The sequence below is a fragment of the Rhizobium aureum genome, assembly GCF_030182495.1.
Taxonomy (GTDB): Bacteria; Pseudomonadota; Alphaproteobacteria; order Rhizobiales; family Rhizobiaceae; genus Rhizobium; species Rhizobium tropici_C.
In genome coordinates this window covers 147,959-168,754 of record NZ_JAQJCI010000011.1, presented here as the reverse complement: position 1 = coordinate 168,754, position 20,796 = coordinate 147,959, and the positions used below count along the sequence as shown (strand labels likewise).

16 protein-coding genes and 1 riboswitch are annotated in these 20,796 nt (G+C 60.5%); of the genes, 9 read left to right on the top strand and 7 right to left on the bottom strand.

All coding sequences use genetic code 11. The features are described 5' to 3' along the window. Positions 1-16 precede the first annotated feature (16 nt). The gene (gene ubiA / locus PH552_RS23135) at positions 17-979 is read left to right on the top strand and encodes a 4-hydroxybenzoate octaprenyltransferase (RefSeq protein ID WP_183763282.1); all 963 of its coding nucleotides are present in this window, start codon (positions 17-19) and stop codon (positions 977-979) included. Positions 980-1,100: 121 nt separating this feature from the next. Here ubiA and PH552_RS23130 read toward each other — a convergent pair whose 3' ends face one another. After that, positions 1,101-1,667, bottom strand: coding sequence for a DUF6101 family protein (locus tag PH552_RS23130; RefSeq protein ID WP_112341146.1), 567 nt, complete (start codon positions 1,665-1,667; stop codon positions 1,101-1,103). Between the two features lie 318 nt (positions 1,668-1,985). Here PH552_RS23130 and PH552_RS23125 point away from each other — a divergent pair, with 318 nt between their 5' ends. Both PH552_RS23125 and PH552_RS23120 read left to right on the top strand, forming a co-directional pair. Further along, positions 1,986-4,493 (top strand): DUF1217 domain-containing protein, encoded by a 2,508-nt coding sequence (locus tag PH552_RS23125; protein WP_183763285.1) that lies wholly within the window; start codon positions 1,986-1,988, stop codon positions 4,491-4,493. A gap of 221 nt (positions 4,494-4,714) precedes the next feature. Continuing rightward, positions 4,715-7,693, top strand: a complete 2,979-nt coding sequence (locus PH552_RS23120) for a DNA translocase FtsK (protein WP_285166309.1) — start codon at positions 4,715-4,717, stop codon at positions 7,691-7,693. Between the two features lie 298 nt (positions 7,694-7,991). Here PH552_RS23120 and PH552_RS23115 read toward each other — a convergent pair whose 3' ends face one another. Beyond that, on the bottom strand, positions 7,992-8,543 hold the full coding sequence (locus PH552_RS23115) for an MOSC domain-containing protein (RefSeq protein WP_112341148.1): 552 nt from the start codon (positions 8,541-8,543) through the stop codon (positions 7,992-7,994). A 72-nt stretch (positions 8,544-8,615) separates the two neighbouring features. On the opposite strand from PH552_RS23115, the gene phnF reads away from it, so the two are divergent. Then, positions 8,616-9,350, top strand: a complete 735-nt coding sequence (phnF, locus tag PH552_RS23110; protein WP_169644643.1) for a phosphonate metabolism transcriptional regulator PhnF — start codon at positions 8,616-8,618, stop codon at positions 9,348-9,350. Positions 9,351-9,353: 3 nt separating this feature from the next. Here phnF and PH552_RS23105 read toward each other — a convergent pair whose 3' ends face one another. From PH552_RS23105 to PH552_RS23095, 3 genes are read right to left on the bottom strand one after another with little or no spacing between them, the layout of a single operon-like run. Beyond that, entirely contained in the window at positions 9,354-10,784 is a 1,431-nt protein-coding gene (locus PH552_RS23105) for an FAD-binding oxidoreductase (protein WP_183763291.1), read from the bottom strand. 33 nt (positions 10,785-10,817) lie between these two features. Beyond that, complete coding sequence (locus PH552_RS23100; protein WP_112341151.1) at positions 10,818-11,792, bottom strand: L-threonylcarbamoyladenylate synthase; 975 nt, start codon at positions 11,790-11,792, stop codon at positions 10,818-10,820. Positions 11,793-11,851: 59 nt separating this feature from the next. Continuing rightward, entirely contained in the window at positions 11,852-12,469 is a 618-nt protein-coding gene (locus PH552_RS23095) for a DUF6656 family protein (protein ID WP_285166307.1), read from the bottom strand. Positions 12,470-12,570: 101 nt separating this feature from the next. Here PH552_RS23095 and PH552_RS23090 point away from each other — a divergent pair, with 101 nt between their 5' ends. The 3 genes from PH552_RS23090 (at position 12,571) to PH552_RS23080 (ending at position 15,827) form a co-directional block, all read left to right on the top strand. Continuing rightward, on the top strand, positions 12,571-12,972 hold the full coding sequence (locus tag PH552_RS23090) for an ACT domain-containing protein (RefSeq protein WP_112341153.1): 402 nt from the start codon (positions 12,571-12,573) through the stop codon (positions 12,970-12,972). A 218-nt stretch (positions 12,973-13,190) separates the two neighbouring features. Then, positions 13,191-13,394, top strand: a riboswitch (cobalamin riboswitch). A gap of 97 nt (positions 13,395-13,491) precedes the next feature. Continuing rightward, positions 13,492-14,736: an aromatic ring-hydroxylating oxygenase subunit alpha gene (locus tag PH552_RS23085; RefSeq protein WP_112341154.1), complete on the top strand. Its 1,245-nt coding sequence runs from the start codon at positions 13,492-13,494 to the stop codon at positions 14,734-14,736. Between the two features lie 2 nt (positions 14,737-14,738). Beyond that, the gene (locus PH552_RS23080; RefSeq protein ID WP_112341155.1) at positions 14,739-15,827 is read left to right on the top strand and encodes an FAD-binding oxidoreductase; all 1,089 of its coding nucleotides are present in this window, start codon (positions 14,739-14,741) and stop codon (positions 15,825-15,827) included. 109 nt (positions 15,828-15,936) lie between these two features. Here PH552_RS23080 and PH552_RS23075 read toward each other — a convergent pair whose 3' ends face one another. Beyond that, positions 15,937-16,947: a glycoside hydrolase family 25 protein gene (locus tag PH552_RS23075; RefSeq protein WP_112341156.1), complete on the bottom strand. Its 1,011-nt coding sequence runs from the start codon at positions 16,945-16,947 to the stop codon at positions 15,937-15,939. A gap of 245 nt (positions 16,948-17,192) precedes the next feature. On the opposite strand from PH552_RS23075, the gene PH552_RS23070 reads away from it, so the two are divergent. After that, a complete protein-coding gene (locus PH552_RS23070) occupies positions 17,193-17,663 on the top strand; it encodes a BA14K family protein (RefSeq protein WP_112341246.1) in 471 nt (156 codons plus the stop codon). 67 nt (positions 17,664-17,730) lie between these two features. On the opposite strand, the gene PH552_RS23065 is transcribed toward PH552_RS23070, so the two are convergent. Continuing rightward, a complete protein-coding gene (locus PH552_RS23065; protein WP_112341157.1) occupies positions 17,731-18,732 on the bottom strand; it encodes a transporter in 1,002 nt (333 codons plus the stop codon). 285 nt (positions 18,733-19,017) lie between these two features. On the opposite strand from PH552_RS23065, the gene PH552_RS23060 reads away from it, so the two are divergent. Further along, the gene (locus PH552_RS23060; protein WP_112341158.1) at positions 19,018-20,796 is read left to right on the top strand and encodes an acyl-CoA dehydrogenase family protein; all 1,779 of its coding nucleotides are present in this window, start codon (positions 19,018-19,020) and stop codon (positions 20,794-20,796) included.

Below are 20,796 nucleotides of genomic sequence, written 5' to 3'. Positions count from 1 at the left end.
TCACTACTACTCTTCTATGCAAAAGACAGGCGACATCAATGGGCGCGTTGCCGACGCGCCATCCGGCAACTGGGTCTATCGCGTCCTGCCTCCGTGGCTGTGGCCCTATGCCCAGCTTGCGCGCTGGGACAGGCCAATCGGCTGGCAGCTCCTGATGTGGCCGTGCTTCTGGTCGGTCGGACTCGCCGCCAATGCCTCCGTCGTCGTCGGGCAGGGCTCGCCGGGCTTCGTGATGATCTATCACCTGCTCCTCTATTTCATCGGCGCTGTCGCCATGCGCGGCGCCGGCTGCGCCTATAATGATCTGGTCGATCACGAGATCGACATGTCGGTCGCGCGCACGCGCTCGCGCCCGCTGCCTTCCGGCCGCGTGACCCGCACGCAGGCCAAGGTCTTCATCGCACTGCAGGCCGTGGTCGGCCTGCTGGTGCTGCTGCAGTTCAATTGGTTTGCCGTCATTCTCGGCGTGTTGTCGCTTGCGATTGTCGCGCTCTATCCTTTCGCCAAGCGCTTCACCGACTGGCCGCAATTCTTCCTCGGCCTTGCCTTTTCCTGGGGTGCCCTGATGGGCTGGGCCGGCCTCTTCGGCAGCCTGTCCTGCGCTCCGATGGTGTTGTACGTCGCCTCCATCCTGTGGACGATCGGCTATGACACGATCTACGCACATCAGGACAAGGAAGATGACGAACTCATCGGTGTACGCTCGACGGCCCGGCTCTTCGGCGACCAGACGCGTCTGTGGCTCGTCGGCCTTTATGGCGCGACCCTGCTGCTGATGCTGGTGTCCTTCGCGCTGGCCGGAACGAACTGGCTTGCCTATCTCGGCCTGTTTGTAGCTGGCGGCATGTTGGCCTACCAGATTGCCGTGCTTGACATCAAAGATGGCGAGCAATGCCTTGCCCTGTTCAAATCGAACAATCGCGTCGGCCTGATCATCTTTGCCGGTCTCTTCCTGTCGTTCCTGTTGCTGATTCCCTGAGAGGGCAGTTCCGAGCTGAAGTGGCCAGCAACATTTTGCTGACACCATAAAAGCTTCGGCCGCGGGATTGTTCGTCCCACGGCCGGTCTTTCTGAACGACTTGATTTCGAGCCTGTGCGGCTCAATGCCTTGCGATGATCTCGCGGCCTTCGATCTTCATCTTGACGCCGAGCTTGCCCGTCGTGCGGCGCACGAGGAAGCGCGGGCGGCGATCGGCGAAATAGGAGTGGCGCCGGCGCGGCTGGCTGTCCTGCGAGCGGACGCCGCCGAGATGTTCTTCGAGCGGGCGGGCAACCCCGTCAGCTTCGATCATCAGCATCGGAATGCGGAAGGCTTCCGACCAGGAGCGCCAGTCGGCGGCGATATCGCTCAAGTCGTGAGCGACGAGAAGGGGGATGCAGAGATCCGGATCGGAATGATGCAGCTCCAGTGTCACGGTGACTTCGCCGTCGCCATGGTCGATGGCGCGGGCGGCGACACCCTTGAAGGCACGTTTCGGCAGGGCGACGGACAGCGGCAGGCCACTGGACGGCAGGATCTTGCGCAGCACCGCGCCACGCTCGTCGATCGTAATGGTGACATCACCCGCGGCACCTTGCATGGCATAGCTGACCTGTTGCGGGAAGCGCGCCGGATCAAGCCGCAGTGTGGTTCCAGCCCAATCGGGCTTCAGGACGGTATTTGTCATCGATTTCTCTACCCTTGCTTTACCTGAGAGCCGGTTGTTCCGGTCTTCTCTCGGAGAACTTCTGTCCTCTCGTTGTTGGGCAGATTAGGCGCCGTCCCTTCCAGACAGCTTAAAAATCGAGGTTAAGAAAACTTTGCGTCCTCAAATGGTTAGCAAAATCGAATCCATCAGGGTTTCCATAAGATGAACACACGGCAGGGAAGTGCGCCAATATAGTACACGCATAAGGCGAGGTCGTGTAAGTCTCAGGTAAGGTTTACATGCAATAATGGCAGCTAGATTCGTCCTCTATATTAGAGATCTATTGGGATTCTGCTGATGATTTCCACTTATCTTGGTTATACGATCGCAACCAGAGATATGGCGACCTCGCTCAACCAGGTGGCATCACAGTCGCAAAACAAGCGTTTGATCGACTATTACAACGCCAATATCGGCAAAGTAACCGATGTCGATGACTTCCTGAATGACTACCAGCTATACAGTTACGCGATGGAAGCCTACGGGCTTTCGGACATGACCTATGCCAAGGCGTTTATGAAACAGGTGCTGACGAGCGACCTCAGCGACTCCAGCAGTTTCGCCAATAAGCTGACCGATCCGCGCTACAAGGAAATGGCGGCCGCGTTCAATTTCGGCACGGGCAGCACGAATACGGCACAGACCGGCACGCAGGAAGACGATCTCATCGGCCTTTATCAGCAGTCGTTTACGAATGAGGAAACGGCCGCGGCGACCGAGACGAGCTATTACAGCCAGAATATCAGCGCCGTTAAGACGGTCGATGATCTCCTCGGCAATGCCCGCCTGCGCAATTATGTCCTGCAGGCCTATGGCATCGATCCGACCTATGCCTCGAACTCGATTCTGAAGCAGATGCTGACGAGCGATCCCAGCGACCCCAACAGCTATGTCAATCAGAATGGCAGCGCCGCCGACAAGGCGATGGTCGCGGAATTCAATTTCAACGCCGACGGCACGGTCAAGACATCGACCGCGGACAGTGATACGGCCTATTACGAGGCCAATATCGGCAAGATCACCTCGGTCGATCAGCTGACGTCCAATCTGCAGCTGTTCCAATACGTCAAGACGGCATTCAATATCCCCGCCTACATCACGGCCGATCAGTTCAACGCTTCGGCCAAGGATGCAGGGACGGCGAGTTCGAACGGGCTGACGGATGTCATGGCCCAGTTCAACTTTGAGAGCGATGGAACGGTCGCCTCCGGCTCGCAGGCGCAGACCGCGGGTCAGATCAGTGCCACAACGGCGGCCTATGCCGCAAACTATCCGGGAGGACCCCAGACCCTCGGCCAGCAGGCCGATGTGATGAGCGCCTATAATTCCACCGTGCCCTCCTTCGTCACGAGCGTCGGTGCGGCCGACAATGACCTCTACTACAAGAACCACATCGGTTCGATCACCTCCGTCGACCAACTGACCTCGGATACGCGCCTCTTCGATTACATCAAGCAGGCCTACAACATCGATCCGACAACGCCGGCGGTCGTCTTCAAGAATGCTTTCGCCGATCCGTCGACCGCCGCCATCTTCGGCCTGACCGATGTCGTTTCGCAGTTCAATTTCCAATCGGACGGCACCCTCGCTTCCGGCCAGACCGCGCAGTCACAGGATGAGATCGACGCGGCATCCAAGGCCTATATGAGCACCTACAAGTCGTCGCAGTCGGCGCTGACGACGGATGCCGTCAACAACTACAAGAACCGCATCGCCGACGTGAAGACCATCAAGGATTTCTTCACGAGCAACACGGCCGACAGCGATTCCTCCAACGACAGTGCGCCGGAACTCTACGAGATGGCGCTGCGGGCTTATGGCATCGGCGAGGACGAAGTCACGAAGTCGCAGCTGACGAAGATCCTCGAAAGCGATCCCTACGATCCGAAGAGCTATGTCAACTCGCTGAAGGATCCGCGCTTTACCGAGCTTGCCAAGGCCTTCAACTTCGACAGCAAGGGTAATCTGAAGGCGCCCGTCCAGTCTCTGTCGCAGACGCAGATCAACAGCTATATCTCCGATTATTCCAGCCGGACTAGGACCGGCCTGACGGGTGCCGAGCTGACCAAGGCGACCAGCGATGCCAAGGACGCCGGCACCTATTTTGCGACCAATATCGTCAAGATCACCAGTGTCACGGATCTGCTGGCCGACAGCAAACTGACCAATTTCATCCTGACCGCCAACGGCATCGATCCCAAGACCGTCGATACGGCGACGTTGAAGAAGGCGTTTGCTTCCGATCCGTCCGATCCGAAAAGCTTCATCAACACGAATGACGGCGCCAAATTCAAGAGCATCGTCGAGGCCTTCAATTTCGGCACCGACGGCAACCTGACGGACAGCAAGCTCGGCGCGGCGCAAAACCAGGGCGCTCTTGCGGCGACCAATGATCTCTTCCTGCATCAAACGCTGGAAGATCAGCAAGGCGAGACCAATGCCGGCGTGCGCCTGGCCCTCTACTTCCAGCGCAAGGCGTCGGATATCAATTCGGTTTACGACATCATGGGCGATCCGGCGCTTTATGAAGTCATTACCACGACCTACAACTTGCCGAGTTCGATCTCCAACATGGATGTCGATACCCAGGCCAAGATGCTGAGCAAATTCATCGACGTTACCGACCTGCAGGATCCCGACAAGGTCACCAAGCTGCTGCAGCGATTCTCCGCGATGTACGACCTTGAGAACAAGACGACCTCCTCGACATCGCCGGCACTTTCGATTCTCACGGGCTCCTCTTCCGGCTCCGGCATCAGCGCCGACACGCTGTTTTCCATCGCGCAACTGTCCTCATCGCGATAGCAGGCTCCAGCAAAAAATTTAACCGGTCTTCCCTTCCCCGTTCCGTGCGGGGAAGGGGCCGCCATGCGCTTGTTTCCGTAGGATTTTCTGGGATGCGCAGGTCCGTTCGACGGGTGCAGGATGGCTGCTTTCCACAACGGCAGGAAGGAACTTATTAACCATCCTTGCCCTATTCGATTTGGGAAGCCAACGGCAATATCAATGACTGGGTTGCAGGTCTCATGCGTCTTTCCCGAACGACACTTTCCAATGCGTCTCAAGGCGTCCAGCCGGAGGGCGATCTCGACCCGGAGCAGGCGGCCGAAGAGGCACGCCGGGCCGAGCAGATCGCTGCTCGCCGTGCCTTCCTGGAAGAGAAGATTCGCAACGCCCGCGAAGCCAAGCGCAAGGCTGAAGAGCAGCGCCGCGCCGAGGATAAGCGCCTTGCCGAAGAGGTAAGGAGGCGCACCGCCGCCGCGCCGCCGCCGGTCGTGGAAGCGCTCAAGGCAGCCGCCGCTACGAGCGAGCAGGAAATGCCGGTTCTGCCGCAGGGAATCTCCGCGGAAGACCTCGCATCACCGGATTGGCAAAACGCGTTCCTGATGGGTCCCAACGTGCGCTTCACCCGCACGCGCGAAAACGAAATCATCAGCCGTCGCCCGCCGGTCGAGCCGAAGGCCGAGGTTCGGCAACAGGTCTCCGCGCACGCTACCATGCGCGTGATGGAGCCGCCGGTTGTCGAGGCGGCCGCAACCCCGCCCGCAACCATCGTTCCGTCCGCGCGGACGGACGAATTCCATCTGCCGCCGCTGGAGGACATGCCCTTTGCGGTGCAAAACTACATGCCGACAGTAATTCAGAATTCCCCGGCAACCGAGCCGGACGCATTGGAGATGACCGTTATCGCTACCGCATTTTCGAAAGCTCCCGCGATCGCGCTGGATGCTTCCCCTGTTCAGTCGAGTGTTCCCGAGTCCCTAGCCGCGCCTGTGGTCGAGTCGCGTCTTGCCCATCTTTCCGATTTCGCTTTCTGGGATGCGATGCCGTTCGACGGTGAGTTCGTCTCCGCCCTCAAGGGTGAGCCGAAGCAGCCGGCGACGCCGTCCAAGCCGGAAGTCGATGCTGAATCGATCATCGCCAAGTTCCGCGTCGTCGAGTGCCGTCGCCCGACTGTCGCCGTCGAGGCGCAGCCTGTCGTCATGTCGGCTCCGGCGGTCGAAGTTGCGGCACCCGCCGAACCCGCTTCCAGCCAGGCGGCGGCGCATTTGAGCAATCCCGCCCTGGATGAACTCGCCGCATTGGAAGCCGTCGTTTTGGCTCCCGCCATCGAAGAAACGCCGGTCGTCGCTGAAGCTCCTCCAGCCGAGCAGCAGATTGTGGCGGAGCCGGCCGAGACATTCGTCCCGCCTGCCTTTGTCACCACCGTTTATGGCGCTGAAAGCGCTCCTGCCGTCGAAACTCGCCCCGCTCCGGTCATGGTTGTGGCACCAATGCCGGCGAAAGTCGCCGCTCCGGCTGCCGTTGAACCGGTCGCCAAGGCTGTATCCACCATTCCAGCGGTCGAGGCCGCTGCTCAGCGTTTGATCGATGCTCCACCGTCGCCGATCTCGCCGCGCCGGCCCGTCTCCCTGACGCCGCCCGAATGGCGCCCGATCGCCCGTACTATGGACGGCGAATACGAACTGCCGCCGCGTGAATTGCTGCAGGAACCCGTTGCCCGTTCCGGCGTGATCATGACGCAGGAAACGCTGGAGCAGAATGCCGGCTTGCTGGAAAGCGTGCTGGAGGATTTCGGCGTCAAGGGCGAGATCATCCATGTCCGTCCCGGCCCGGTCGTCACTCTCTATGAATTCGAACCGGCGCCCGGCGTCAAATCCTCGCGCGTCATCAATCTCGCCGACGATATCGCTCGTTCGATGTCGGCCCTCTCGGCCCGCGTCGCCGTCGTTCCCGGCCGCAATGTCATCGGCATCGAACTGCCGAACGTCAATCGCGAGACGGTCTATTTCCGCGAGATGATCGATTCGCCCGATTTCGAGAAGAGCGGTTACAAGCTGGCGCTCGGCCTCGGCAAGACGATCGGCGGCGAGCCGGTCATCGCCGAACTTGCGAAGATGCCGCATCTGCTCGTGGCCGGCACCACCGGCTCGGGTAAATCCGTCGCGATCAATACGATGATCCTGTCGCTGCTCTATCGCATGACGCCGGAGCAGTGCCGTCTGATCATGGTCGATCCGAAGATGCTCGAACTCTCCGTCTATGACGGCATTCCGCACCTCCTGACCCCCGTCGTCACCGATCCCAAGAAGGCCGTCATGGCGCTGAAGTGGGCGGTGCGCGAAATGGAGGATCGCTACAAGAAGATGTCGCGTCTCGGCGTGCGCAATATCGACGGCTACAACAGCCGCGTTGCCTCCGCCAAGGAAAAGGGCGAGACGATCCACGTCATGGTCCAGACCGGCTTCGACAAGGGCACTGGTGCCCCGATCGAGGAGCAACAGGAAATGGACCTGACGCCGATGCCTTACATCGTCGTCATCGTCGACGAAATGGCCGATCTGATGATGGTCGCTGGCAAGGAGATCGAAGGTGCGATCCAGCGTCTGGCACAGATGGCGCGTGCCGCAGGTATCCATCTGATCATGGCGACGCAGCGTCCGTCCGTCGACGTCATCACCGGCACGATCAAGGCGAACTTCCCGACGCGCATCTCCTTCCAGGTGACGTCGAAGATCGACAGCCGCACGATCCTCGGCGAGCAGGGTGCCGAACAGCTCCTCGGCCAGGGCGACATGCTGCACATGGCCGGCGGCGGCCGTATCTCCCGTGTCCACGGCCCCTTCGTTTCGGATGAGGAAGTCGAGAAGGTCGTGGCGCACCTGAAACTGCAGGGCCGTCCGGAATATCTCGACACGGTCACCGCCGACGAGGATGAAGAAGACGAGGAAGAAGATACGGCCGTCTTCGACAAGGGTGCGATTGCCTCGGAAGACGGCGACGATCTCTACGAGCAGGCGATCAAGGTGGTCATGCGCGACAAGAAGTGCTCGACCTCCTACATCCAGCGCCGCCTCGGCATCGGCTACAACCGCGCTGCATCTCTTGTCGAGCGCATGGAAAAGGACGGTCTGGTCGGCCCCGCCAACCATGTCGGCAAACGCGAGATCATCTCCGGCAACCGCAATGGCGGCGGCAATTCGGGCAATGAGGATTTCGATTGATCCAGCTGGGGGGCGACGCTGGCCGCGGTCGTCGCGGAGAGTGCGCACCCCCTCTGTCCCTATCGGGACATCTCCCCCACAAGGGGGGAGATTACCGGCCCACAGCACTCTTTCGCCTCAAGCTGATATCGCGTCTGTTGAAATCGAAGTTCTGTTTTTAACGAGCGCGGCCGTCAAACTCCCAACGATCTCCCCCCTTGTGGGGGAGATGTCACGAAGTGACAGAGGGGGTCTCGGACGCTCGGCATATTCAAAGCTGACTTCTCCCTGCACAGAACGCATCACATCGATCTCGATATCAAACGCGCTCAAGCTTCACATGCGGCAGTGGCGGCAGCTCGACGCGGATCGCATCATTGCGCTGCACCCGGCCGCCCTGTACGACAATACTCATGATCCCCGCCTTGCGGACCAGACCGCCGTCGGCATCCTTGTCGAGCACCGCGTGCAGCAAGCCCTTCCGGAAATTGTCGATCTGCTTGCAGGGGTTGCGCAGGCCCGTGACCTCGACGATCGCTTCCGCGCCGATATGCAGGCGTGTCCCCTGGGGCAGCGAGAGCAGGTCGATCCCTCGGGTCGCAATGTTCTCGCCCATGTCACCCGGCGAAACGGAAAAACCCTTTTCAGTAAGCTCGTCGAACAGCTCTTCCTGAATGAGGTGCACCTGGCGCAGGTTGGGTTGGGTCGGATCGATCGCGACGCGTGAGCGATGCTTCACCGTCACCCCCATATGCGCGTCGCCCTCCACGCCGAGCCCGGTCAGTAGTTGAATGTAATGTTTGGTCTGCTTGCTGAACTCGTGCACGCCGCTGCTGCTGACCGAAGTCACATATATGCGCTTGTCGCCCATGCCGAACCCTTCCATAAATGATCTGGATCTTTATAAATTGGTATATACCAATTTCAAGGCGACAGTATTGTGATGGACGAGAAAAATCGACAGGGCGAAGGCGCAAAAGTTGCTGGAGGCTGGGTGAGCGTTGCCGCGGAACTCCGACGCGCTATCGACAAGGGCAGTCATGCTCCAGGCAGTCGCCTGCCGAGCGAGCGGACCCTGTCCGAACAATTCGGCGTCTCCAGGGTGACGATGCGGCGTGCGATCGCAGAACTGGAAGGGGAGGGCTTGCTGCGAGTGGCGCGCGGCAGCGGCGCCTATGTCCGCGCCGACATGCCCGTCCGTTTCCAATTGGGCGACAAGGTGCGGTTCAGCAAGGATCTGACTGCGACGGATGCGAACCTCACGCGCAAGGTTTTCTCGGCGAAGGAGGGGCCGGCATCCGCCGATATCGCCGCAAGGCTGAATTTGCAGCCGGGCGAGGCCGTGCTGGACATGTGCCTGGTCGCCTATGCCGATGCACTTCCCGTCTCGGTCGTCATGCGCAGCTGCTCGGCAAAGCGCTTCCCCGGTCTAGCGGAGAAGTTCGCCGCAATGGGCTCGTTCACGGCAGCCCTGAGAGATTATGGCGTGACGGATTATTGGCGGCGCTCCACCGACATCACGGCGCGCATGCCGACTGAAGCCGAAGCACGCCTGCTGCAGCAATCGCGCCTGACACCAGTGCTGGCCTATGCCGGCGAGGATATTGATGCCGATGGTACCGTCATTTCCTGCCAGATCGGCTGCTTCGCTTCCGAGCGGGTCGTCGTCACGGTCTAAACCTCAGATATTGAGGACCTTGCCCGGATTCATGATGCCTGCCGGGTCGAAGGCCGTTTTGATCCGCCGCATCAGGTCGATCTCGATATCGGAGCGGATCGAAGCCAGTTCGTCGCGCTTCAGCTGGCCGATGCCGTGCTCGGCGGAGATCGAACCGCCATGCTGCAGAACAAGCCCGTGCACGATCTTGTTGATCTCGCGCCAGCGGCCGATGAACTCGGCCTTGTCGGCGCCGACGGGTTGCGAGATGTTGTAGTGGATATTGCCGTCGCCCATGTGGCCGAAGGCGCAGACGCGCGCGCCGGGCATGGCGGCGACAACGGCCTTTTCGGCTTCCGCCATGAATTGGGGGATTTGCGCGACCGGCACGGAAACATCGTGCTTGATCGAGCCGCCCTCCGGCTTCTGGGCGTCCGACATGCTCTCGCGCATATGCCAGATGGCCTTCTGCTGCGCTTCGGAGCTGGCGATGGTCGCATCCTGCACCAGACCGTCTTCGTAGCCCTTTTCCAGCAGCGTCGTCATCATCCGCTCGGCCGTTTCGGCCGAATCCGAGGTGGAGATGTCGATCAGCACATACCAGGGATGGGTCGTCTCCAGCGGATCGCGCACGCCCGGAATATGTCGCGTGGTGAATTCGACGCCGATGCGCGGCATCAGCTCGAAGCCGGTCAGCGCCGTGCCGCAGAGGCTGGAGGCATTCTTGAATAAAGTCAGCGCGTCATCGACCGATTGCAGGCCGGCAAAGGCCACCTGATGGCCGAGCGGCTGCGGAAAGAGTTTTAGCACTGCGCCGGTGATGACCCCGAGCGTGCCTTCCGCGCCGATGAAGAGATCGCGCAGATCGTAGCCGGTATTGTCCTTCTTCAAACGGCGCAGGCCGTTCCAGATCTCGCCCGTGGGCAGCACGACTTCGAGGCCGAGGCAGAGCTGGCGCATATTGCCATAGGCGAGAACGGCCGTGCCCCCGGCATTGGTGGAAAGATTGCCGGCGATGCGGCAGGAGCCTTCGGAACCGAGCGAAAGCGGAAACATGCGGCCGTGCTCGGCCGCAGCCTTATGAACATCGGCGAGAACGCAGCCGCCGTCGACGATCATGGTATTTCCGACCGGATCGATATCGCGCACGCGGTTCATGCGTTCCAGCGACAGGATGATGTCCGAGCCGCCCTCGCGCGGCGTCTGGCCCCCGACAAGGCCGGTATTGCCGGTCTGCGGAACGATGGCCGCGCCGGTTTCGCTGGCAAGCTTGAGGATGGCCGAAACCTCTTCCACCGAGCCGGGCTTCAGCAGCATCGGCGAGGCACCGTGATAGAGCCCGCGATTTTCTACGAGATGTGGCGCGATTTCCGCAGGGTCCCGCACGGCATGTTTTTCGCCGACGATGGCGGTGAAGCGGTCGAGAAGGTCGGAAGAGGGGGCGGAGCTGCTCATGGCGTGTCCTTTGCCTGATGGTGTCGGGCGGATTTATTCTCTGGGCGCGGCCGCACGGCGCAGCCGGTCGTTGATGGCCTCGCCGAGGCCCTCGTCAGGAATATGCGAAAAAGCAATGGTCGCGGCTCCCGTAGCATCGGCGCGCTTCATGAAATCGAAAAGATTCGCGGCGGCTTCCGAGAGATCGCCGTTGGCGCTCAGATCCAGCACGGCAATAGCCTTTTCGGTGCCAGGAATATCAGGCGTCCCGAAGCGGATCAGCACCTCGCTTGCGGAAACCTCCGTCGCGTCGAGCCGCACCGCCGCTCCCGGCGCATAATGCGAGGCTAGCATGCCGGGTGCCTCAATGGCAGCCGAAGCCTTTTTCTTGCGCTTCAGCGCCTTGCCGGCCACCCGTTCGATCTCGCTTGCCGCGAGGCCACCCGGCCGCAGGAGGCGCATCTCGCCATCCTCGACCTTGACGATGGTCGACTCCACGCCGACAGCTGACGCTCCGGCGTCGAGGATGAGCGTGATCCGCTCCCCGAGGTCGTCACTAACATGATCGGCGCTTGTGGCGCTGATCTTGCCCGAAGTATTGGCGCTCGGCGCCGCAAGCGGCCGGTCGAAGGCGCGGATCAGCTCGCCGGCAAAGCCCTGCGGTACGCGGATGCCGACCGTGTCGAGGCCGGCGGTCGCCAGCGGATGGATGCCGCTGTCGGATCTCAGCGGCAGCACCAGCGTCAGCGGGCCGGGCCAGAAGGCTTCCGCCAATTTACGGGAGATAGGATCGAAGACCGCATAGCGTTCGGCCATGGCGAGATCACTCATGTGGCAGATCAGCGGATTGAAGCGCGGACGGCCCTTCGTCTCGTAGATCCGGGTAATCGCGGCAGGATTGGTGGCATCGGCGGCAAGGCCGTAGACCGTCTCCGTCGGCAGTCCGATCGGCAGCCCCTCGGCAAGGGTCGCCGTCGCCACTTCTATCGCCGTTTGCGGATGTTCGAGAATATCTATGTGTCGTGCCATGGCCTGCCTGCTTGCAGTTCAGGCCGTTTCTTATGCTCTTCGAGTTTTCGGATCAATCGTCAAAGCTGGCGAATGATGTCGCGAAGCTGCTCGTTGCGGGCGCCGAGGAGAAGAACATTGCGGATGGCGATCTGCGGATCGTGGGTATGAAAAAGCACGCCATTGCCGCGGATGTCGCGGTTGATCGTCAGCTTCTTGTCTTCGGCTTGCCTGTCCGGATGGATGGCGATGGCGAAATACATCCGCGAATATTTCAGGCTGATGTCTTCGAAGAAGTTCTCTTCCTGGCCGATGCGGGCAAAGAAGTTGGCGATATAGAAAGCCCAGTTCACTTCCTCATATCGTGCGAACTGCGTCCGCGCCGCCGTGACATGGCAATAGCCGAGATGCGGCGTGTCTTTCAGCGTATGATGAAAGATAAGCTTCGGAAAGCGGATGGACTTATGGAAGTTGTTGAGCCGGTCATGGGTCTTTTCGCCGGCATTCCTTAGCTTCTGTGCCGTACGCTCAGCCACCTGTTCATGGGTGAGGTATTCCCGCTCTTCCGCCAGCCAATGCGGCCTGTTGCGGTTGATGCGGCCGGTGCGCAGGAATTCGCTGTACCCCGTCGTCGATACCGGTGGCGCCGGTTCGGGCTCGGCGGGCTTCCCAGCGTCGAAATATCTGAGTTTGGCCATGCCGGATCTCGCTTTAGATGTCTCTGGACGGCATTGTAGAGGGAATAGCTTGAGCCGGGCTTAACCGTTTTGAGACGCCGAACCTTGAGGAGACAGAGAACATGCCTGGAATAATCGATCTCAAGCAGCTTCTGTCCGAGATGAAACCGAATCTCGCCGAGGGCGAATTCGTCTATTGCAGTGTGCCGGCATCGACACTGGCGGATCATTTGCATCTGGATCCGATCGGGCTGTTCCGGGAAAAGGAGGGTGTGACGCTGATCCTTCCGCTGGAGACGGCCCGCATGGCGGGATTTCCAGCCGCTCCCGCCATGCGCATGATCACGCTCGAAGTGCATTCGTCCCTGGAGGCGGTCGGACTCACCGCAGCCTTTGCCACGGCCCTTGGAAATGAAGGCGTTAGCGCCAATGTCGTCGCGGCCTATTACCACGATCACATCTTCGTTCCGGCCGCCGACGCGGATCGCGCCATGACCGCGCTGCTGGCGCTTGCCGCCACCTAGGCGACCCGTCGATAACAGCCCTGTCGCATTCAGGATAAAGCGTCATCAGTTAGGGGCGGATTGACCGCATGCCCGCATTTTGGTGCGGCCGTATAAGCGATTGAATTATTTTTCTATATCGCTTCTTTCTGGAACCGTCCCGGCGTCCCGTTTCGCCTGTCGTCAATTTCGAAGCCGATGTCGCATTGCAGCACAGCGGGCGCTCGGGCCGAGCGATATGATGACATCAATCTCAAGGTGCCGTCTGCTAGGGAGACGGAGAATTGGGAAGCCGGTCAAAATCCGGCGCTGCCCCCGCAACGGTGGTGGAGTGAGGCATGGCGAATAAAGCCACTGGGTCGATCGACCTGGGAAGGTGCCATGGGGCTCTGGAAACAGGGCCGCTCCAGAGCCCGGAAACCAGCCTTGGGCACATATGGTTTACTGACCGCGGCGGGCGGCCGGGACATTGCTTTCGGCTGTCTTCAACCAGCCATGCATGTCCTTCGCCCGTTTCCTGGTACTGCGAAGGATAGGCAAATGGATATCGGCAGCAAAGTTCTGCGGCAATTGAAGAACCACCGGACAGGTTTCAGCCTGGAGCAACCATTCTATACCGACCCGGATTACTTCAAACTCGATATGGAGACGATCTACTATCGCGACTGGCTGTTCATCGGTCATGATTGCGAAGTGCCGCGCGCGGGCAACTACTTCACCGTCCAGATCGGCGATTATCCCGTCGTCATCGTCCGTGGCCGCGATCAGGTCATCCGCGCCTTCCACAACAGCTGTCGCCATCGCGGCTCGCGTGTCTGCACCACCGAGCGCGGCTCCTCGGCGAAGCTCGTCTGCCCTTATCACCAGTGGACCTACGAGCTCGACGGCTCGCTGCTCTTTGCCCGTCAGATGGCCGAGGATTTCGACAAGAGCCAGTATTCGCTGAAGCCGGTTCACTGCGAAAGTGTCGGTGGCTACATCTTCATCTGCCTGGCGCAGAACGCTCCGGATTTCGCACCGGTTCGCGCCACGATCGAGCCCTACATGGCCCCACACCGCATCAGCGAAGCCAAGGTCGCCTTCCAGAGTACCATCATCGAAAAGGGCAACTGGAAGCTCGTCTGGGAAAATAACCGCGAATGCTATCATTGCGCGGCCAACCACCCCGAACTTTGCCGCACCTTCCCGGAAGCGCCGACCGTGACCGGCGTGCAGGGCGCGATGAGCGATCCTGTCATCACCGAGCACTGGCAGCGCTGCGAAGCTGCCGGACTGCCGAGCGAGTTCAAGATTTCGCCGGATGGCCAGTTTCGCGCCGCGCGCATGCCGCTGATCGAAGGAGCCGAGAGCTACACCATGTCCGGCCAGAATGCCGTCAGGCGGCCGCTTTCACCGGATGTGACGATCAATGGCATCGGCACGATGCTGCTGTTCCACTACCCGACCACGTGGAACCACATGCTCGGCGACCATGCGATTTCCTTCCGTGTCCTGCCGATCAGTGCCGAGGAAACCGCCGTCACCACGAAGTGGCTCGTCCACAAGGATGCCGTCGAGGGCGTCGACTACAATCTCGAGGAATTGACCCACGTCTGGACCGAAACCAACGATCAGGATCGCCGCATCGTCGAGGAAAACGCCTTCGGTATCCGCTCGCCGGCCTATGAGCCTGGCCCCTATTCGGAAATCCACGAAGGCGGCGTCATGCAATTCGTCGAATGGTACACGACGTTCATGATCAACCGGCTGCAGGGTGACCAGTCCAAGCTGTCGGCGGTTGCCTGAGCATGAACATGACCGTCTCCCTTCCGCATCGTCACCTCGATCAGATGCAGCCCTGGAATGACAGGCAGCATGTGCTCGAATGCCTCTCGGCAACGCCCGAAGCGCCCGAAGTGATGACCTTCACGTTCCGCTCCGACAAGGATAACTGGTTCCGCTATCTGCCGGGCCAGTTCGTGACGCTGGAGCTGCCCACGGCTCCGGAGCCGGTCATGCGCACCTATACGCTGTCGTCGACGCCGTCGCGGCCCTTCTCGGTCGCCGTGACGGTGAAGGCGCAGAAGGACAGCATCGGCACGCGCTGGATGTTCGAGAACCTGAAGCCCGGCATGCGCATCAAGGCGTTCGGCCCGCTCGGCGATTTCAGTCATATCCGTCATCCCGGCGAGAAATACCTCTTCATCTCCGCCGGCTCCGGCATCACGCCGATGATGTCGATGACCCGCTACATGTCCGATACCGCGCCGCTGTCTGATATCACCTTCGTCAACTGCTCGCGCGGCCCGGCCGATATCATCTTCCGGTCCGAGCTCGAATATCTCGCGCGCTTCATGCCGAACCTCAATCTCGGCTTCATCGTCGAGGGCTGCGGCCGCACCGATCTCTGGTCGGGATTGAAGGGACGCATCGACAAGGCGAAGATCGGCCTGCTGGCGCCCGATTTTATGGATCGGACGATCTTCTGCTGCGGCCCGGAAGTCTTCATGGATGCCGTGCGCTCCATGCTGGAAGCCCATGGCTTCGACATGTCGCGCTACCATCAGGAAAGCTTCCAGCCGGCCAATGCGGCGACACCGCTTGCGGAGGTTTCCGATGATGCATCGGGCGAGGCCGCGACGACGATTCGCTTCACCATGGCTGGCAAGGATGTCGTCTGCGCGGCGGGACAGACCGTGCTTCAGGCGGCGCGCGGTGCCGGCGTGCGCATCGGTGCGGCCTGCGAATCGGGGCTCTGCGGCACATGCCGGGTGTTGAAGCTTTCGGGCGAAGTCGAGATGAGCCACAATGGCGGCATCCTCGATGACGAGATCGACGAGGGCTATATCCTCGCCTGCTGTTCGCGTCCGAAGACGGACGTCCAGGTCGAGGCCTAGAGCCGGACGATTTTAGGTCTATTCGACCTAAAATTTGAATCCGCTCTAGAAGCAAAGAAGTAGAGCGTGATGTTGTCCGAAAACCGCCCACACTTTTCGGCATCACGCTCTAGAAATCCTGATAGTTCAGCTCGTTGATCTCGACCGGCGTCGATTGCGGCGTTGACGCCGTGACGACCGGGTCGATATCGGCCACGAGCGAAACGAGCGTCTGCCGCGGCCCGTTGCACATCCGTGCAAGCGCGATCGTCAGGTCCGGCGCGGGCAGCGGCTTGGCCGGCAGGAGATCGCCCTGGGGCCAGACCTTGGCGAGCTGAACCTTCGTCATCGGCACGACATTGACATCGATGTCGGTGAGCGTGCCCGGCACGCGATAGGGACAGCTCTTCTCCGAGCAATTGTCCGAAGAAGCGAACTGCCAGATGGCATAATTGTCCCAGTTGCCGAGCGGGAATGTGCCTTTCAAATCCGGCTTGTAGCGCGCATACCACAAGGGCAGCCGCGACAGCAGCGGATAGGTGCCGCGGTGGTCGGCTATGTATCGCGCCGTGTTGTGATTGACGTAGAGAATGGGGTAGCGGCCGGTTCTGACCTTGATGTGGGCGACGTAGATCTGCGCATCGTCGAGTGACATGAACTGTGTCGTGTCCATGCCGTCGATATCGAGCACCATCAACTCATCGGGCTGCGGATCGGCATAATCGAGAAAATGATTGGCCTGATTGATCGGATTGCCGGGTCGCCCCAGATGATAGGCGCCCCACAACAGGCCATTCGCCTTTGCCAGCATGCGCCGCGTCTGGAACAGCTCGCGGCTGACAGCATATTTGCGCCACATCGTCCTACAATGGGCCACCGTATCGCCGCCGTGGTCCCCGGTGCAGCTGAAGCTTTCGGGCAACCCGTCTGAGGCCTTGGAGATGAAGCCGGCTATCCGTTTGTCCTGTAGAAACGCGTTCCAGTCGATGGTGTTCAGCTCGTAAGCATCGACGATCAGGGCGTTTTTGGGATCGCCCCAGGGCTGGCTTTCACCGGCCGAAGGCTTGGAGACCGGCCCCATCAGGGTCAGGATCGTCAGCAAGCCGTAAATGAGGAGGTTACTCTTTCGGTATCCTTTCATGAAATAATAGTAAGGATTGCTGGTTAATCTTGGGTTAAGAAAGCGATCACTATAAATTCATCGTGGAGCCCCTCGTAACTCCTTAAATCGGTAGGGATTTGAGGAACTAAATAACGCGCTGCCGCGTTTCTTGCCATCTATTCGGATATGCGACGAAGCAGGCGGCGAAACCTTGCTCGGGAAGCATTCCCGACATGAAACGCTACAGGCTTGAGTACAAGTCGAACCAGGGAATGGAGATGAAAATGCTTGGTTTCCGTGCAAAAATCGCGACTGTCGCCTTAACGGCCGCCGTCGCTCTGACGAGCTTCACACCGTCTTTCGCCATGCAGATGCCCGCCGCACCGATCGTAAAACAGTCCGCGCCCACCCAGGCCGCGCCCGGTAATGTCGAACAGGTGCAGTGGCGCCATGACGGTTACTATCGCCGCGGCTGGTATGGCGGCTACCGCGGCTATCGCGGCGGCTATCGCCATGGCTATCGCTACCACGACGGCTATTGGTTCCCGCTGGCAGCCTTCGGCGCAGGCGCGCTGATCGGCGGCGCGATCGCCAGCCAGCCGCGTTACTATGCGCCGGCTCCGGCTCCGAGCGCCGGGATCAATCCGCGTCACGTTGCTTGGTGCGAGTCGCGTTATCGCTCCTACCGTGCTTACGATAATACGTTCCAGCCGAACTACGGTCCGCGCCGCCAGTGCTATTCGCCGTATTTCTAAGCGGCGGTTCCAGATTGCCGATACCAGCCGTCCGGTCCCTTCCGGGCGGCTTTTCCATGTCTCAGCCCTAGAGAATGTTGACCCGCTTGAGCAGCCACCATGCCAGCAGCATGGAGGCGACGATGAAGCCGACGGCATATTCCGTACCACCCACGCCGCCGGAAAGCGGCAGGTTTGAGGTGTTCATGCCGAAGAAGCCGGTCACCAGCGTCGGCGGCAGCAGAAATGCGGTCATGATCGACAGGATGTAGAGATGTCGGTTGATCTCGGACCCAAGCTTCGAATCGATTTCTTCATGCAGCAGCCTGGCTCGCTCCTGCAATGCATAGACATCGTGTTCGACTGCCTCGAGCCGGCCCGTCAAGCGCGCGGCGACGTCCTCGAAACCGAGCGGCATTTCCTCATCGTCGGAGGCGGCCGCATGGCGCATCAGCGACAGCACCGTGCGCAGATGCCGATGGAGCCGTACGATCGTCCGCCGCACGGGCGGCAGCCGCGCGCGTTCGTCGCGTGACGTATTTCCATGGACGAAGTCTTCGATGAGGTTGAGCTCTTCGCCGATCTCGATGACGACCGAAATCAGGGTGCGCTGGAATTCGACGACCAGCAGCTCGAAAATATCGAGGGGACGGGAAAACTTCGTGGCATTCTTGTCGATCAGCATTCGCGCCCGATCCAGGCTACGAAGCGGCTGCAGCCGGCTGGTGATGAGCATGCGATCGGTCACGGCAAAATGCAGCCAGCCGATATCATGGGTATCCCTCGCAAAGTCGCGTTGAAAATCGACCAGCGTGCCGAAGAGCATCTGTTCGTCGACGGTGACTGCTGCATGTGTCTCGTGGCTTGTCAGCGCGATGCGTGCGGCTTCGTTCAGGCCCGGCGCATCCTCCAGAAAAGCCGGAACGCGCGCATCGACAAGATTGAGATGCAGCCATAGGAAGCCGTCGCCGCTAAAGAGCGTTGAACGATCGGTATCGTCGGGCAACCGCTCCGGCTTGGCTTCGCCCGGGCGGAGACGATAGGCCCAGATGAAGCCGGGTATCGTGTTGACTGACGTGATCGTGTTCATGGCTGTATCATTCGGTTTCTGAACAGTTGCCTTAGTCTTCGTTCATGACGATTGTTTATGCAAGTCCGCGCGCTGGTGGAATAATCGCGGCTGCGGGCGGCGATGTCACAGCCGTGCGGCGCGCGCAAGACGTATGGGAGCTGAAGGTTCGCAAGGCGGTGGAATCAACATCTTTGCCACCTCACTTAAATTGACGTTTACGTAAAAATAAACTAGCTATGACCACAGACGAGCGATGATCCGGGTGAGGCGGGTCATTGCCGGCACCAATGCGGAGGAGGCAGCATGTACAAGGCGCCAGTCGAAGAAATCGCGTTCACGCTAAAGCATATCGCGGGCATGGAGCGCGCGATGGACGAGGGCATTCTTGGCGATTTGAGCGCCGATGTCGTCGATGCCATCCTGTCGGAAGCCGGTCGTTTTGCCGGCGAGGAGATGGAGCCGCTTGCCGAGATTGGCGACAAGCAGGGGGCGAAACTGGTCGATGGCAAGGTGGTGCTCCCGGATGGCTGGGAGAAGCTCTATCGCGACTGGATCGCCGGTGGCTGGAACGGCTTGACCGCGCCCGAGGAATTCGGCGGGCAGGGCCTGCCGCATATGCTGAATGTCGCGACGCTGGAAATGTGGAACTCCGCTTCCATGGCATTCGGTCTCGCCCCGACGCTGACCATGGGCGCGGTCGAGGCGCTGATTGCCCATGGCAGCGACGACCTCAAGAGAAAATACCTGGAAAAGCTCGTATCCGGACAATGGTCCGGCACGATGAACCTGACCGAGCCGCATGCCGGCTCCGATGTCGGGGCGCTGCGCACCCGCGCCGAACGCCGCGACGACGGCACCTATCGCCTTTTCGGCCAGAAGATCTTCATCACCTGGGGCGATCACGAGGCGGCGGAGAATATCGTTCATTTCGTTCTCGCCCGTCTTCCCGATGCGCCCGCCGGCACGCGCGGCATTTCGCTGTTCCTCGTGCCGAAATTCCTTGTCAACGACAATGGCTCGCTCGGCGCGCGCAACGATTATTTCGCCCATTCGCTCGAACACAAGCTCGGCATCCACGGTTCGCCGACCTGCACGATGATCTATGGCGATGGAAAATACGGGTCGGAAAAGGGCGCCGTCGCCTGGCTCGTCGGCGAGGAAAATAAAGGCCTCGCCTGCATGTTCACGATGATGAACAACGCGCGTCTCGCTGTCGGCATCCAGGGTGTCGCGATTGCCGAGGCTGCGACCCAAAAGGCTATTGCCTATGCCCGGGAGCGTACGCAGGGCCGCGCGCCCGGCACGGCATCGTCTGGCATGAGCCCGATCATCGAGCATCCCGATGTCGCACGCATGCTGCTGACGATGAAAGCCCTGACTCAAGGGGCGCGCGCCATCTGCTACGCCTGTGCCGAGGCGATCGACATGTCGCATCGCGATCCGCAGAAGGCCCGTTTCTGGCAGGAGCGCGCCGCGCTGCTGACGCCGATCGCCAAATCCTTCTCCACCGATGCCGGCGTCGATGTCGCCTCGCTCGGCATCCAGGTTCATGGCGGAATGGGCTTCATCGAAGAGACCGGTGCGGCGCGCCTGCTGCGCGACGCGCGCATCGCGCCGATCTACGAGGGCACCAACGGCATCCAGGCCATCGATCTGGTAACGCGCAAGCTGACGATCGCCAATGGTGATCACGTGCGCGGCTTCATCGCAGAACTGCGTGATATCGCCGATATGGTCGCCAAGTCCAATCTCGACGGTTTCGGGGAGACTGCGCCGCGGCTGCGGGCGGCCATTGCCGATCTCGAAAAGGCGAGCGATTGGCTGTTGTCGAAGCAGGCCGAGGGCGCCATTGCTGAGGCCCTTGCGGGCGCCACGCCTTACCAGCGGCTCTTCGGACTGGTGCTGACCGGATCCTATCTCGCCAAGGGCGGCCTCGTCGATGCGGGCGACGGCGAGGGTGGCAAGCGCATCGCGCTTTGCCGCTTCGCCGCCGAGAACCTTTTGGCTGAAACCACCGCCCTTGCCGATCGCGTCGTTGCCGGAGCCGGCAGCCTTGAAGCTGCTCGCATCGCGCTTGCCTAA

Excerpts from the sequence above, each read along its gene's own strand:
- PH552_RS23085 (WP_112341154.1), top strand. The coding sequence starts at position 13,492 with ATGGATATCGGCAGCAAAGTTCTGCGGCAATTGAAGAACCACCGGACA.
- PH552_RS23100 (WP_112341151.1), bottom strand. The coding sequence starts at position 11,792 with ATGGCACGACACATAGATATTCTCGAACATCCGCAAACGGCGATAGAA.
- phnF (WP_169644643.1), top strand. The coding sequence starts at position 8,616 with ATGGACGAGAAAAATCGACAGGGCGAAGGCGCAAAAGTTGCTGGAGGC.
- ubiA (WP_183763282.1), top strand. The coding sequence starts at position 17 with ATGCAAAAGACAGGCGACATCAATGGGCGCGTTGCCGACGCGCCATCC.
- PH552_RS23080 (WP_112341155.1), top strand. The coding sequence starts at position 14,739 with ATGAACATGACCGTCTCCCTTCCGCATCGTCACCTCGATCAGATGCAG.
- PH552_RS23105 (WP_183763291.1), bottom strand. The coding sequence starts at position 10,784 with ATGAGCAGCTCCGCCCCCTCTTCCGACCTTCTCGACCGCTTCACCGCC.
- PH552_RS23115 (WP_112341148.1), bottom strand. The coding sequence starts at position 8,543 with ATGGGCGACAAGCGCATATATGTGACTTCGGTCAGCAGCAGCGGCGTG.
- PH552_RS23125 (WP_183763285.1), top strand. The coding sequence starts at position 1,986 with ATGATTTCCACTTATCTTGGTTATACGATCGCAACCAGAGATATGGCG.
- PH552_RS23060 (WP_112341158.1), top strand. The coding sequence starts at position 19,018 with ATGTACAAGGCGCCAGTCGAAGAAATCGCGTTCACGCTAAAGCATATC.
- PH552_RS23120 (WP_285166309.1), top strand. The coding sequence starts at position 4,715 with ATGCGTCTTTCCCGAACGACACTTTCCAATGCGTCTCAAGGCGTCCAG.
- PH552_RS23130 (WP_112341146.1), bottom strand. The coding sequence starts at position 1,667 with ATGACAAATACCGTCCTGAAGCCCGATTGGGCTGGAACCACACTGCGG.
- PH552_RS23075 (WP_112341156.1), bottom strand. The coding sequence starts at position 16,947 with ATGAAAGGATACCGAAAGAGTAACCTCCTCATTTACGGCTTGCTGACG.
- PH552_RS23070 (WP_112341246.1), top strand. The coding sequence starts at position 17,193 with ATGCTTGGTTTCCGTGCAAAAATCGCGACTGTCGCCTTAACGGCCGCC.
- PH552_RS23095 (WP_285166307.1), bottom strand. The coding sequence starts at position 12,469 with ATGGCCAAACTCAGATATTTCGACGCTGGGAAGCCCGCCGAGCCCGAA.
- PH552_RS23090 (WP_112341153.1), top strand. The coding sequence starts at position 12,571 with ATGCCTGGAATAATCGATCTCAAGCAGCTTCTGTCCGAGATGAAACCG.
- PH552_RS23065 (WP_112341157.1), bottom strand. The coding sequence starts at position 18,732 with ATGAACACGATCACGTCAGTCAACACGATACCCGGCTTCATCTGGGCC.